This is a genomic window from Terriglobales bacterium, from assembly GCA_035487355.1.
In the GTDB taxonomy this organism is placed as follows: domain Bacteria; phylum Acidobacteriota; class Terriglobia; order Terriglobales; family Acidobacteriaceae; genus QIAW01.
In genome coordinates this window covers 106,211-119,526 of record DATHMF010000085.1, presented here as the reverse complement: position 1 = coordinate 119,526, position 13,316 = coordinate 106,211, and the positions used below count along the sequence as shown (strand labels likewise).

The following is a 13,316-nucleotide window of genomic DNA, read 5'->3' as shown; positions in this document are numbered from 1 at the left end:
TTATGACCATCCGCCGGAAGACCATTATCGTCGTGACCGTGATTGTTGCCGCTGCGATTATTCCGGCGGCCTTGCTCCTATCCGTTATGGCCAACCCAGATCGCTACCGGCCAGAGGTTATTTCGTACCTGGAGGGAAAAACTGGGAAGCAGATCGAGCTTGGGCATCTCGGAATAAATTGGTTTCCTCTGTCAATCCGCCTTGACAACTTTGGCTGTAGAAACCCCAAGCCTTTTCCTTCCGGCTATTTTCTTAAGGCGTCTAGAGTGGACGCCGCGATCGATGCCGCGGCACTGCTGCACCGGCAGATTGTAATCAAGTCAGTGGTGTTGCACGATCCAATCATCAATGTGATCTCAGACCCTGACGGCCTATGGAACTTTGAAAATCCGCCTTCTAAAGCTTCTCGGAAACAGGCTCCGATCTTCGGGCTTGGAGTAATTTCCCGAGTAGAGATTACCGGAGGCCAGTTGTTTGCTTCGAGTCTTATTGACCCATCCGACAAGCCTGGACCTGTTGTTCTTGAGGCCCACAACGTGGCAGCCACGCTGGCCCAGGTGGATTTCAACGCCTTCATTAGTGCGGTCTCTACCGTTGTTGTTCAGGGCAGCCTGAAGGCGGCCCTTCTGCGTTTCGGCTCGGTCGAGGCACAAAATCTGGATTCTAAATTGCGCTTGCAGGCCAGGCGCGTTGTTTTCACGGATATCAAAGCGGAGGTCTATGGAGGAAGTGCCACAGGTGACCTCTCCTTTGACTTGTCGGGAAAGAACGCAGCCTTTAAGAGCGATGCGAGATTGAGTGGAATGAATTTGACCCGTCTTCTTCTTGCAGCCTTCCCCCATGCCGGCGGAAAGATGACCGGGCAGATGGAAGGAGACCTAAAGCTAGCGGGAGAAATCGAGCACACGCTCCGTCCGCTGGCGGGAATCCACGGAACTGGACGCGTGACGGTGCGCAACGGCGAGGTGCCGGGTCTTGCGCTCAACGCGAATTTGATGAAGCTGGCGCACTTCAACGATCTCGGGCCGGCCAAAAACGAGCCTTCTTCATTTTCCTTGATCTCAACTGATCTGGAGCTGGACAATCAGAGGATTTCGAGCCGCGTTATCGATATTGACGGATATGGAGTCGATGTTGACGGCTCGGGCAGTGTAAGCCTGTCAGGCTCGGACACGCTGAACTATCAGGGCTTGGCGGAGATCACCACCAAAGAGGGCTTCTTCACCAACACCTTCGCCCGGCTGTTCGGTGGTGCCACATTAAAAGACGGTAAGTTGGAGTTCCCCTTTCGCATCAGCGGAACGATCGAGAACCCGGTATTTTCTAAAGGGAAGGGTGATAAAGACGTAGACGATGCACGGAACCATCGCTGAGGGAAGATGGTAGTGTCTGAATTCCTGAAGTCCGTTATATATCCATTGAAGGTTACTGGTGTCACGGCGACGGATTCGGGAAGGCCAAGTCGTTGACCGCCGTGGTGAAATTATTGAGCGGATCAGTGAAAAAGCTCCATCCCAAGAGTTCTATGCGCGTGCTCTGGTCAATGAAGTCGAGAGTATCCGCCAGGCGCAGCGTGATGTAAGCGTGCGCCCGGAGATGGCGCCTGCTGCCCTCGAGCATACAATCACCCGTAACGCGGTGCCAAACAGGAGCAGCGGCAGTTGAGAGATAGAGTGGTCGAACTGGTTTCTCGGCTACTTTGCGGATAGTCCCATCGACACTAATGACACGCTGGATTGTCTTCGAGGTTGCCACTAGCCAGCATCGGACCCAGAAATTCGCCGCATTGCGAGATCTTCTGAAACATAGAATCCTTGTTGAGCGCGTCATCGCTCATCACGTACTCCCCGGCAGACGCGGAATTCTGGGCATTAACAAGATCGTTGTTCCAAGTACTTAAGTTCTGGAACTCGTTCGAGAGCAATTGCAGGCCGCTTCGGTCTGACGGAGTTGAAACTTCTGCAGCGGCTAGGATGAGGCGGTCACGCGCTCTCTCGCGGTAGGAAAGTATCTCGTTCCCCACCGGATATCCGTTCCGAATCAAGAGCGCGAGTGTGCTTGCCCACTCTCTCATCGAGGTTGTCGCTTCGATGCCCGCGCGCATGAAATGTCGTGAAAATCTTGGCTCTGCAGCAGAGCTATCGCTGGATACGGGCAATGTCAAAATCAGCCGATTCTCTTGAAAACTTAGCGATCCGTTCGTGATGCGCGCAAGATCCTCAACGTCAATGTACTTGTGACCCTCTAGCTGCAGAATCTTTGCTTCTCCCCGATCGCCATTGATGACGAACGTCTCGTTCTGCACGTTCTCTTGCGCCAGAGCACTTCGTGAAAAATAGAGGATCAGTGCAAAAGCCAACCACCACGCTTTAGATTCACTGTTCATCGAAATCCATCCTCCGAACTGTAGAAGCATCGTTGTGTACTCGGGAACTTTCATTACACTCCCGTCTTGATCTCTCTACGGAGCTTGCGGGACTCGAATCGATTCAGCCGAGCTGCTCGGTTCAAGGTTGAGCGGAACCTCTTTTATATCCTTGTCAGTGACAGACTGCTCTGCCAGCTCAGGAGTCACTATGCGTTTGCCCAGGACGCCGTAGAGTGCATGCAAGACATATTTTCCGTTCCGTTTCACAAAGACAAGCCTTGCGTCCGCTTTCTTCACCGGCTCACCATAGGGAACCGTCGGCACCTCTGTGAAATGCCTGCCATCTTTGCTGCGGATGAAAATAAAAGACGGAGCCGGAAAATCTACGACGTAGTCCCCAGCCGCAAACGCTTCTCCCCGTACATCGAAAGCAAAAGGAATAGCGACATGGGCTGCCACATATCTTTGGGCGAAGACCCGCTCGGAAAACGACAGCGCCAGAGCGAGCATCAGAAACGATGATGCCCGCGCACTACGAAGCGGCCAAGAACGAAACGATTGGATCATGTTATCCTCCTCAAGTTTTCAGTGGGGTTTTCGAAGTAGCTCGCGTTTCTGGCAAACCCCACCCAATACAGGGCAAGTGCAATGCCAAATCCCATTTCTTGCCAAACTCGATGAAACTAAATCGGGGAAGGCCCGGATAGTGGGGCGTATGCATGATGACTGTTGGAACTGTCGGATGGCAGCTTCAACAGATCAGGCCCAACAGACAGCGCTGCAACCGCTCCCACCAACACTTTGTTGCAAATACTTGCCTATTTTCAGGCGATTAGAAACACGTGTTTTCCTTTTGCCTTTTGGCTGCTCATTTGCATTCACTGCTAGACGGAAGGCATCCGATCGTTTGAGACAGGCTGGAAAGGAACGATTCTGATGGCTCTCTTAAACAGCAAGGAGCGGCCAACATGAAAATCCCGTGGTTAATTCCAATGCTAGTCGTCGTCACAATGACGACCCTTGCCTTGGCGCAGGCAGACGATTCGAATCCTAATCGTAGTGACCAAGGATCAGAAGATACGCTCGTTGTGGCACCGCCCGGCTCTTCTCCGAAGATTCCGGAGTCACTCGCCAAATACCTTGAGCTGACACCCGTACAAATAGCTACCATCGAAGCCCGTATTGCAGAGGAGCAGCGACAAACACAGCCGCTGCTCCAACAGCTTTCGCACAATCGAGAAGCGCTGACGACTGCCACCCATACAAAGCAGTCCACCAATATCAATCGTCATATTCGGCGACTTGATGTTGAGCAATCACACATCCTGGAACGATTAGTTGACGCTAATTTGCGCCTGCAGCGGGATATTTACAAAATTCTCACAGATGCACAACGCGAAAGACTTGACGACATCGGACAACACATTGCAGACGTGATTCAGCAATGGTTCGTAGGACGATAATCATTTTTGCCGTTTTCCTGGAATCCGAACCACTGGAGCCAATATGATCAAAGAACCACAAGCCGATGTCTCTGAACTGACAAGGCTAAGAGGCATAAGTATCGGGATGACTGACAATGAGCAGGCGTTCCTGATCTTCAGTTATGACGAAAGTCAGGGGAATGAGAAGGCCCTTGTATTGGTTTGCTGGTCATTGGTTGGAGGCCTGTATACCGTTTGTGGCTTAATTATCTGGTTGACGCTGCAAGAATATTTATGAGGTATTCAGGTCTTGCCCCTATCATCGAACGCTCACTGCAGGCTGTTATGTTTTTTTTTAAATACGATGATTCACGCTGCTGGCATTGCTCGGTTGCCGCGTTCTTTCCTTTTGTCCCGGGAGAAATCGCCTCAGAGGCTAAAGCCCGTGACTTTATTGACCTCTTGCGGCACGGATAAATCCGTGCCCTGACACAAACATATTTATGAAACATGCTCTAGCGATTCGCTCGAGATAAATGAAGAAACGTGAACTTCAGGCCTTCGCTGCGTTCACCAGCAGTCGCACTTGTGTGAGTTGTACCTGACGGTCTCGACAATAATTTGCTTCATAACTTTCGCAAGACATGACGCGACCAACGGCCTCTGCGCAGTCATTGCACAAAAGCGATTCTGGCTTCCGGCGGGGCGCCTTCTTGCACAGCTCGCATCTGTTTTCTTCTTTGCCCACAAACTCATCCCTCAGTGAGAACTGATATTCGGCGGCGAGCGCGCAAGCAAAAATGCTCGTCGTCTCAGGTTCGGCACTCTTGTCGATCGTGTTCCCACCTCACACAAAGGCAACTCCGATGCCAAATTGAGGCTGTTGGTAAGTGCGTGGAGATACAGGCGGCCGGAAGGGCAGCTACCGGGGCGAGCAGTGTTGAAAAGCCGAAAGTGTCGAAACCGCCGCCGACATCGCCGGCTGCCCTTCCTGATAAGAAGGGCAGATTTCGCCAAAGACGTTCAGAGGGAGGGCTCGAAAATGCCCGGGTACGATCCGCGTCTAAGTTGAATATACGTAAGCAATTCGATACTTCGGACCAGAGTCGAAACAGAAAGAAATCGCACGAAAGATCGTCGTCTGGGCTCGGATGGAATCTGGCACTTCGTGTGCTTATGAATGTGGAACAGGAGGACAGTGACTATGACTCAAGTATCAGTCCAACCCACAATGACGAGCGTCGAGGCCGAACTCGAGTGCCTCACGTATTCCGCATGGTTGCTCGCCTTGGACGAGGACGGGGACATGAGCAGCAACCCAATTCTTTCGCTTGATTCAGTCTCCCGAAATGCTTTCCTTTTGCATCATGTGCTTGGCTACAAGATCGAAGAATCGGCTTTGCTGCTGGAGATGACCGAGACGGAGTTTCGTGCGCACTTGCGCAGGGCGTATCTCCAGTTGGCCTCAGCGCAATTTGCACCCGAGGTCCATTTAGATGAGCCTGCGTTCGCTTAGGAGGCACGCGGCCGCGGATGAGAGAGACGTCCCGCAGGCCTTGAAAGAAGTAAAAAGCGGCGACCCAGGACACGCTGAAACATCATCTCTAGCTGGGATATACTGGCGGCGGAATCTGGGCCAGCTCTCCATATAAGATATGAGCACAGATACGTACATCCCGGCGGGAACCAGCCCGCAGCACTACGAAGCAGTGCTGCGCATCAGCGAGACCCTATCTGCGTGTCGTGATCCGGAAGAGTTGGCAAACACTCTTGCTGAGGGTCTGAGTGAGTTCCTGAACTTCGATCACCTGTACCTCGTGGTATTGAAGGAGCACTCTAAGGAAATAGAATCGTTGGCATGGGGCAAAGGCCCATTGCCTATGCCCAGCCTGCCCATCGAAGAGCTGCCAACCGGGGAAACGTTCGAGAGTCAGAACCTGCTCTACATTCCCGACTGGAATATCGAGCAACGCTTTTCCCAACTTAAGGAGTGGGCGACGAATATAGGCATCACGCAGGGCTCGGCAATTTGCGTACCGCTGACGACGCCGCATCGTCGGCTGGGTACGTTTGGGATCACTTGTGACAGAGTGACCTCATACACCGGGGAAGACATCAGCTTCCTGCGACTTATTGCCCGCGTGGTCGCGTTCGCCATCGATGACTGTCTTAATCTTAGACGGGCACAGAGAGCACAGGCAGAACTACAACGTCAAAATCATCGGCTCCAGTTGCTCCTGAATTTGTCGAGGCGAATCACTTCGAACCTGGAGCTGCGTGATGTGCTGCGTGCGACTGCCGCCAACATTCGCGAGGTCATGCAGTGTGACGCGGTAGTGATTTCGCTGCCCGATCAGGAATCAGACAAAGTTCGGGTGTATGCGCTCGATTTCCCGCACGGCAAGGGACTTGTCAAGGAAGACCTTCTCATCTCGCCAAGCCACGCTGTAAGACAGGCTTTTGATACGTTGCAACCTGTGATCGACAACGCGGCCGATGAACATGACTTCAGCAGGGAGAGACACCCAATAGCTGTCGCTGAAGGCCTTAAGACTAGCTGTCTTATTCCGCTTGCAAACCGCGGTCGAGCTCTGGGAGTCTTGTCGATCTCGCGCATAACACAGGATCCCTTTACACAGGAAGATGTCGAATTTCTTAACCAGGCCGCCGGCCAGATAGCCATTGCCATTGAAAATGCGTTGGCGTATCGGGAGATTTCCGCATTGAAAGACAAGTTCGCCCAGGAGAAGCTCTACCTGGAAGAGGAAATTCGCAGCGAGATGGGTTTTGAGCAGATCATTGGCGAAAGCGCAGCATTAAAACATGTGCTGGAACTGGTCAATACGGTTGCGACCAGCAACTCCACGGTCTTACTCCTCGGCGAGACCGGAACGGGAAAGGAGCTCATTGCGCGTGCTATTCATGACCATAGCGGCCGCAAGGACCGCACTTTTGTGAAGCTGAACTGCGCCGCAATCCCTACAGGGCTGCTTGAGAGCGAGCTGTTTGGGCACGAGAAGGGGGCGTTCACGGGGGCCATCAGCCAGAAGATCGGACGGTTGGAACTCGCTGATCAAGGAACGTTATTTTTGGACGAAGTGGGCGACATTCCCCTTGAGATCCAGCCGAAACTGCTCCGCGCCCTGCAGGAGCGGGAATTTGAAAGGCTGGGCAGCACGCATACCCGAAAGGTGAACGTTCGGCTCGTAGCGGCCACCAATCGGGATCTAGAAAGAATGATTGCGGCCCGTGAGTTTCGCAGCGATCTGTACTATCGGTTGAACGTATTTCCGATCCGCATTCCGCCGCTGCGCGACCGTAAGGAAGATATTGCTGTGCTGGTGAGTTATTTCGTTCGAAAGTTTGCCAAGCAGATGCAAAAGAATATTGAAGCAATTCCCGCGTCTGTCATGAAGGGACTGACGACATGGGAGTGGCCGGGGAACATCCGTGAACTCGAGAATTTCATTGAGCGCGCCGTGATTCTGACACGCGGCAAGGCGCTCGACGCGCCGCTCGCGGAGCTGCGCAAGGCGGGGGTGGACGAACCAGCGACACAAGCAGCTGCCCAGCCAGGCAAAGAAGACATCGCACAGATTGTGCGAGAGACGCTCGAATCCCTGAATGCGAAGAAAAATGTTGTTGACGAGCATGCCCAAAAACAACGTGAAGAGATTGTGCGCGCACTTACCGAAGCCAAAGGGCGTGTAGGCGGGGCTGACGGAGCTGCCACCCGCATGGGCATCAATCGTACAACCCTCCTTTCCCGTATGAAAAAGCTGGGCATAGATCCCAGGAAGTATGTTTGACCCGGCCCGATGTTCCCGCTGCTTTAGAAAATAGGCTCAGTAAAATTGCGCCCCCTTTTGTGCTTCGTTTGAGCCCCTCAATTGTCGAAGCTGACTTCGACACCCTTCAACTGTCGACCCCACTGCTACTTAATCTCCTCCTGAAAAATCAATAGCTTACGGTTTTACAGGTTTGGCATGTGCCGTGCGTTTACTGCATTCGTAAAGGGAAAGGGCAGGGATGATGAGGATCTCCATTGTCGAAAGCCGGACTCAGCGGCGGTTGGTTTTGGAAGGCAAGCTCGTTGCTCCCTGGACCGCTGAGCTTAGGCCCGCGTGCGAAAAGGCCAGAGCAGACCTCGACGGCCGTGAGCTCATCGTTGTGGTCAAGAACTTAATCGCGATCAACCAGACCGGAGAACAGGTACTGCTTCAGTTAATGAAGGACGGTGTCAAGTTCCAAGGCTGTGACGTCTTTTCAAAACACATATTGAGGGAACTTGCCCGCAGGATTCGCAGGGATGGTCAAGAGACAAAGAGATGAACTGCTCTCGCAAAAATCGGACTCGGCAGACAGCCCAATATGCCAGCCATGAGCACGTTAAGAGGGCGTTTACTGCGAACCTGCATGGACTTTGCCAGCTCTCCTTCCTCCTGACAGGCAATGACGAAAAAGCAGAGCAATGCTTTGTTGCCGGTCTCGAAGACTCTGTCACCGCGAACAACGTATTCAAGGAGTGGGTGCATTTTTGGGCCAGGCGCGCCATCGTCGAAAATGCGGTTCGCATACTACAGCCGCATCCGGAAGTTGTCGGCTCATCCATTCCCGCCACGAGCAAGCTCCCCAGCATTCATGATGGGCATTTCGCGCTCGAAAGCGTGCTGGCGCTCGGAGATTTCGAGCGGTTCGTCTTCGTACTCTCTGTTCTGGAGAAATACTCCGAGCACGAATGTGCCGTGTTTCTTGGCTGCTCGCCTCAAGAGATTCGGAACGCTCAGAGCAGGGCTCTTGAGCAGCTTGCCAAACCCATTTACGCCGCTTCGTCCGATGAAGTTTTCGGCGACGTGGCGGCTGGACCAACTGGCCCTGGCAGTGGACGGTCATTCATCCGCGGAACGAAAGCCGCAGCAAACGCGCGACGATAGGCGTCGCCTGGGCCGATCACCTAACTGATGCGCCTGACACGACAAGACGGTTGCGTGTCAGGCGCATTCATGAAAATTCGAGAAGGAATGAACACGACGATGCAATCAGAAAAGATGAAAACGATGCAGACCGTTCGATGCCTTGTGGATCGAGTGCTTTTGCGGCTCGCAGTATTAGCTTTTGCGACGATCATGTGTTGCGCGATGGCTGTGGGTCAAAACAATACCGGGATGGGTGCCGCAGCCAGTTATGCAGCCACTCAAGGTTCCGCCCCGGGGCAAACGACTGGATTGATAGCAAGTGTTCCAAGCGGCCCGGTAACCGACGATGTCTTGCGCTTAACTTTGCACGACGCTATCAATCGTGCTCTACGCTATAACCTGGGATCGATCGAGAGCGGAGAGAATGCACGCATCGCACGCGGCCAAAGACTGATTGCGCTTAGCCATCTCCTACCACAAGTCAGCGCGGGAGCTTCAGAGCATGTCGAGCAAGTAAACCTTACCACTATCGGATTAAAGGTACCGGGCATACCGACTGTGGTCGGGCCTTTCAGCTACAGCTCCGTCGACGCAAGTGTGAGTCAAACGCTCTTCAGCTTCGAATCGATCCAGCGCTTTCGTGCAGCTCGCACAGCCGAACAAGCCGCACAGCTCAGTTATCAGGACATTCTCGATGCGGTAACCCTGACTGTCGGCAATGCCTATCTACAGGTAATCGAAGCAAGCTCGCGCATCCAGGCACAAGAGTTCCAGGTACAGAATGCGAGAGCCCTTAACGACCAGGCTCGCGATGACGTGGAGGCCGGTACAGCTCCACGAATTGACGTTACGCGAACCGAAGTTCAATTGCACACAGAGGAATACAACCTCAGCGTTACACGCAACAACTTCGCTGTAGCAAAACTCTACTTGAGCCGTGCCATTGGACTGCCGCTCGGACAAGAGTTTGAGCTTGTAGACGAACTTCCCTATTCCGAGATTAGTCCGCTCGCCCTGGACGATGCCCTGAAGATGGCATACAGGTCTCGCAACGACTTCCGCGCAGCCCTCGATACTGAAAAAGCAGCTACTCAGAACGTTTCGGCTGCGAAAGGTGAGCGCTATCCCGTTGTGGCCGCAAATGGCGACTACGGCGATCTCGGACGGACATTCGGTCACTCCCACGGGGAATTCAGTTTCCAGGCGGGGATCAGTGTCCCGGTCTTCACCGGTGGACGGATCAAAGGCGACATTACGCAAGCGGAAGCTGAACTGCAGAAGCGAAAGGCAGAAGCGGAGAACATCCGCGGTCAGGTCGACTTTGACGTGCGGACCGCATTTCTCAACCTCAATGCGGCCAAAGAACAAGTGGCGGTAGCAAAGCAAAATGTTGAACTCGCCAATGAGAGCCTCGCTCGGTCGAAAGACCGCTTCACTTCCGGAGTGACCGATAGCGTGGAAGTAGTGCAGGCCGAGCAGGCTCTCGCCAGCGCCAACGATCAATACATAACCAGCCTCTACAACCACAACTTCGCCAAGCTCTCGTTGGCTCGCGCTCTGGGAGTAGCACGCACGAGCTACGAACAATATCTAGGAGGAAAGTAATGCCGAACGACAACGGCACTCAAACCATCGCCGCTGATGAAAAGCAACCAATCACTGTTGTGGATAGCGAAGCGCCCGGTTCCCAGTCGAAGAAAGAGCCCGGCAAACACCTAGCAACTCACCGCAAACGAGTTCTCATGATCTCGGCTGCCATAGTGGTCGTCATTGCATCCTGCTATTTCGCGTGGAATGCGTTCCGCTACGAAGACACCGATGATGCGCAGGTGGACGGTCATGTTATGCCGCTGAGTGCCCGAATTAGCGGGCATATCAAAGAGGTGCACGTTATTGAAGGACAACTTGTTCATGCCGGCGACGTATTGGTGACCATCGATCCCGAGGACTACCAGATAGCGGCGGACCAGGCACAAGCAAATCTGGCGGACGCGCTAGCCACATCCGCGAGTTCCCACTGGAACGTGCCGATTACGTCCGTAACAGTTCAGAGCAATCTGAATTCGGCGAAAACCGCCGTGTTCAACGCAGAAGCTGGACTAAAAGCAGCCGAGCAAAACTACGAATCCGCCAAAGCAGCGTTGGCGCAGGCCGAGGCTAACGCCACAAAGAGCGATGCAGACCTCGAACGTTATACAAAGCTCGTTGCGAAAGAAGACATCTCTCGCCAGCAATATGACCAGGCGGTTGCCACGGCAACAGCAAATCGCGCAGCAGTCGTCTCGGCGCAGGCCGGCGTGCTTGCCGCCGAACAGTCCGTACAGCAGGCTCAAGGGAAACTTGTGCAGGCAAAAAACGACGTGCGGACTGCCGAAACTGCGCCCCAGCAGATTTCACTCACCCGCGCTAAGGCGGAGGCAGCCGATGCCCAGGTGCTGCAACGCAGGGCCCAACTTGCGCAAACACAGCTTAACCTCAACTACACGGTGATTCTCTCTCCCGTAACGGGAATTGTCGGCAAGAGAAGCGTTGAAGTGGGCCAGAACGTGAGTGTCGGACAGGAACTGGTGGATGTCGTTCCCCTGGACGACATCTGGGTAACCGCCAATTTTAAAGAGACGCAGCTTGCCCATATGCGCCCTGGTCAACCCGTCGAGATCAAGGTGGATGCATATGGACGCACGTGGAAAGGCCATGTGACCAACTTGGGCGGGGGCACTGGTGCGATTTTCAGTCTGCTGCCTCCTGAAAACGCAACTGGCAACTATGTGAAGGTCGTACAACGAGTGCCGGTTCGCCTGGATTTCGACCGCCCGGAAGGACAAGACTTCAATTCCGAAGAATTGCTGAAGCCGGGGCTGTCCGTGGAGCCGGAAGTGAGAGTCCGATGAGCACCGCAAATGCAATCTCCGCTGAACAGCAAGCATGGAAACCGCAGATCAATCCGTGGATCATTGGTGTAGTGGTTTCGCTCGCTTCTTTCATGGAAGTACTCGACACCAGCATTGCCAATGTCGCTCTTCCGCACATTGCAGGCAATCTGGGCGCGAGCAATGACGAGAGCACGTGGGTCTTGACTACTTACCTGGTGTCAAACGCCATAGTGCTTCCTATTAGCGGTTTCTTGGTTGGGTGGTTCGGACGTAAGCGCTTTTTTCTGATGTGCATCGCCTTTTTTACAGTGAGCTCGTTTTTGTGCGGTATCGCGCCGAGCCTCGGAATGCTCCTTCTTTTCCGGGTGCTGCAAGGCGCCTTCGGTGGCGGACTCCAGCCGATGACGCAGGCAATCCTCGCGGATAGTTTTCCCCCAGAGAAACGCGGGTTGGCCTTCGCATTGTATGGAGTCACCGCCATCTGTGCCCCTGCAATTGGTCCCACGCTGGGAGGCTGGATTACCGATAATTATTCCTGGCGCTGGATTTTTTACATCAACGTTCCAGTGGGCGTTCTGGCTGTGCTGCTCGTCTCGCAGCTTGTCGAAGATCCCCCCTACTTGTCCCGTCTGAAAGATACGGTCGGGAAATTCGACTACATTGGGTTTGGCCTGCTCGCCGTCGGTATAGGCGCTCTCCAGGTTGCGCTGGACAAAGGACAAGAAGATGACTGGTTCGGATCGCGGTTCATTACCGCACTCATCATTGTTGCCGTCGTGGGTTTGGTTGCCCTCATCATCTGGGAGTGGCGGCACAAGGAACCCATAGTGGATGTCCGTCTGTTCAAAATGTTTAATTTTGCCAGCACCAGTGTGATGATGTTCGTACTTGGCGTCGTTATGTTCAGTTCCACCGTGCTTCTTCCTCAGTTTCTGCAAACGCTCATGGGCTACACCGCAGAGAAGGCCGGCATGGTTATCTCTATGGCGGCTATTCTCCTGGTCCTTCTTCTACCGCTGGTCGGGCGCCTCACCACGTACTTCCAAGTCCGGCACCTTCTCGCCTTCGGCTGGATCACGCTCGCTGTAGCCATGTATTTCATGTGCAAACACATCGATCTATTCATCAGCTTTCGTGCTGCCGCGTGGATGCGCATCTGGCAGTACCTGCCGGCTGGATTCCTGTTCGTGCCGCTCACAATGGCCGCGTACGTCGGTCTGCCAAAAGAAAAAAACAATGCTGCTGCTGGTTTGATAAATTTCGTGCGCAACATGGGGCAGAGCGTAGGAACCTCGGCTGTAACTACGTTACTGGCGCGTCGAAGCCAATACCATCAGTCTGTTCTTGCCGAGCACACGCGGTCTCCTCGCTTCGCTGCGGCCGTCGCAGGCTTGACCAGCCGTCTGACACATGTCGGTCTGAGCCTCCACGCGGCCCAGCAACAGGCCCTTGCCAGAATGTACAGCATGGTGATGGCACAGGCTCAGGCCCTGTCTTACGTTGAGATCTATTGGCTGCTCGCGGTGACTTCAGCGCTGATGTTTCTATTGTGCTTCTTGCTAGCCAAGAACAAACCGGGAGAGGGCGGGAATGTTGTCGTTCACTGAAGAAGCGCTATGAGCTCTGTTTATCAAGCTGGCGCAGCAGTCCTTCTGACGATCCAGCGAGCGTTCGGCGATGTTTCTGACGCCCTGACTGGCAGTAGTTGCGGCAACGAAATGCGGAGGCTCGGAGA

Annotated in this window: 12 protein-coding genes; 9 read left to right on the top strand and 3 right to left on the bottom strand. The window is 53.8% G+C overall.

The annotated features are described in order from the left end of the window. Positions 1-2: 2 nt before the first annotated feature. Positions 3-1,373 (top strand): AsmA-like C-terminal region-containing protein, encoded by a 1,371-nt coding sequence (locus VK738_15125; GenBank protein HTD23988.1) that lies wholly within the window; start codon positions 3-5, stop codon positions 1,371-1,373. Positions 1,374-1,434: 61 nt separating this feature from the next. Here VK738_15125 and VK738_15120 read toward each other — a convergent pair whose 3' ends face one another. From VK738_15120 to VK738_15110, 3 genes are all read right to left on the bottom strand, one after another. After that, positions 1,435-1,620, bottom strand: coding sequence for a hypothetical protein (locus tag VK738_15120; GenBank protein HTD23987.1), 186 nt, complete (start codon positions 1,618-1,620; stop codon positions 1,435-1,437). Between the two features lie 100 nt (positions 1,621-1,720). Beyond that, positions 1,721-2,440 carry a hypothetical protein gene (locus VK738_15115; GenBank protein ID HTD23986.1) on the bottom strand — a complete coding sequence of 240 codons (720 nt, stop codon included), beginning with the start codon at positions 2,438-2,440 and terminating at the stop codon, positions 1,721-1,723. A 21-nt stretch (positions 2,441-2,461) separates the two neighbouring features. Beyond that, positions 2,462-2,935: a hypothetical protein gene (locus VK738_15110; protein HTD23985.1), complete on the bottom strand. Its 474-nt coding sequence runs from the start codon at positions 2,933-2,935 to the stop codon at positions 2,462-2,464. 401 nt (positions 2,936-3,336) lie between these two features. Here VK738_15110 and VK738_15105 point away from each other — a divergent pair, with 401 nt between their 5' ends. The 8 genes from VK738_15105 (at position 3,337) to VK738_15070 (ending at position 13,188) form a co-directional block, all read left to right on the top strand. Then, a complete protein-coding gene (locus tag VK738_15105; GenBank protein ID HTD23984.1) occupies positions 3,337-3,831 on the top strand; it encodes a Spy/CpxP family protein refolding chaperone in 495 nt (164 codons plus the stop codon). Positions 3,832-3,874: 43 nt separating this feature from the next. Further along, positions 3,875-4,090: a hypothetical protein gene (locus VK738_15100; GenBank protein ID HTD23983.1), complete on the top strand. Its 216-nt coding sequence runs from the start codon at positions 3,875-3,877 to the stop codon at positions 4,088-4,090. A gap of 906 nt (positions 4,091-4,996) precedes the next feature. Next, a complete protein-coding gene (locus VK738_15095) occupies positions 4,997-5,308 on the top strand; it encodes a sigma factor-like helix-turn-helix DNA-binding protein (protein HTD23982.1) in 312 nt (103 codons plus the stop codon). 139 nt (positions 5,309-5,447) lie between these two features. Then, positions 5,448-7,601 (top strand): sigma 54-interacting transcriptional regulator, encoded by a 2,154-nt coding sequence (locus VK738_15090; protein HTD23981.1) that lies wholly within the window; start codon positions 5,448-5,450, stop codon positions 7,599-7,601. A 519-nt stretch (positions 7,602-8,120) separates the two neighbouring features. Next, a complete protein-coding gene (locus VK738_15085) occupies positions 8,121-8,726 on the top strand; it encodes a hypothetical protein (GenBank protein HTD23980.1) in 606 nt (201 codons plus the stop codon). Between the two features lie 69 nt (positions 8,727-8,795). Next, positions 8,796-10,313, top strand: coding sequence for a TolC family protein (locus VK738_15080; protein ID HTD23979.1), 1,518 nt, complete (start codon positions 8,796-8,798; stop codon positions 10,311-10,313). Further along, positions 10,313-11,599, top strand: a complete 1,287-nt coding sequence (locus VK738_15075; GenBank protein HTD23978.1) for an HlyD family secretion protein — start codon at positions 10,313-10,315, stop codon at positions 11,597-11,599. Before VK738_15080 ends, VK738_15075 begins: the two co-directional genes overlap by 1 nt. Then, positions 11,596-13,188, top strand: a complete 1,593-nt coding sequence (locus VK738_15070; protein HTD23977.1) for a DHA2 family efflux MFS transporter permease subunit — start codon at positions 11,596-11,598, stop codon at positions 13,186-13,188. Before VK738_15075 ends, VK738_15070 begins: the two co-directional genes overlap by 4 nt. The last annotated feature ends 128 nt before the right edge of the window (positions 13,189-13,316 follow it).

Excerpts from the sequence above, each read along its gene's own strand:
- VK738_15125 (HTD23988.1), top strand. The coding sequence starts at position 3 with ATGACCATCCGCCGGAAGACCATTATCGTCGTGACCGTGATTGTTGCC.
- VK738_15120 (HTD23987.1), bottom strand. The coding sequence starts at position 1,620 with ATGCTCGAGGGCAGCAGGCGCCATCTCCGGGCGCACGCTTACATCACG.
- VK738_15115 (HTD23986.1), bottom strand. The coding sequence starts at position 2,440 with ATGAAAGTTCCCGAGTACACAACGATGCTTCTACAGTTCGGAGGATGG.
- VK738_15110 (HTD23985.1), bottom strand. The coding sequence starts at position 2,935 with ATGATCCAATCGTTTCGTTCTTGGCCGCTTCGTAGTGCGCGGGCATCA.
- VK738_15105 (HTD23984.1), top strand. The coding sequence starts at position 3,337 with ATGAAAATCCCGTGGTTAATTCCAATGCTAGTCGTCGTCACAATGACG.
- VK738_15100 (HTD23983.1), top strand. The coding sequence starts at position 3,875 with ATGATCAAAGAACCACAAGCCGATGTCTCTGAACTGACAAGGCTAAGA.
- VK738_15095 (HTD23982.1), top strand. The coding sequence starts at position 4,997 with ATGACTCAAGTATCAGTCCAACCCACAATGACGAGCGTCGAGGCCGAA.
- VK738_15090 (HTD23981.1), top strand. The coding sequence starts at position 5,448 with ATGAGCACAGATACGTACATCCCGGCGGGAACCAGCCCGCAGCACTAC.
- VK738_15085 (HTD23980.1), top strand. The coding sequence starts at position 8,121 with ATGAACTGCTCTCGCAAAAATCGGACTCGGCAGACAGCCCAATATGCC.
- VK738_15080 (HTD23979.1), top strand. The coding sequence starts at position 8,796 with ATGAAAATTCGAGAAGGAATGAACACGACGATGCAATCAGAAAAGATG.
- VK738_15075 (HTD23978.1), top strand. The coding sequence starts at position 10,313 with ATGCCGAACGACAACGGCACTCAAACCATCGCCGCTGATGAAAAGCAA.
- VK738_15070 (HTD23977.1), top strand. The coding sequence starts at position 11,596 with ATGAGCACCGCAAATGCAATCTCCGCTGAACAGCAAGCATGGAAACCG.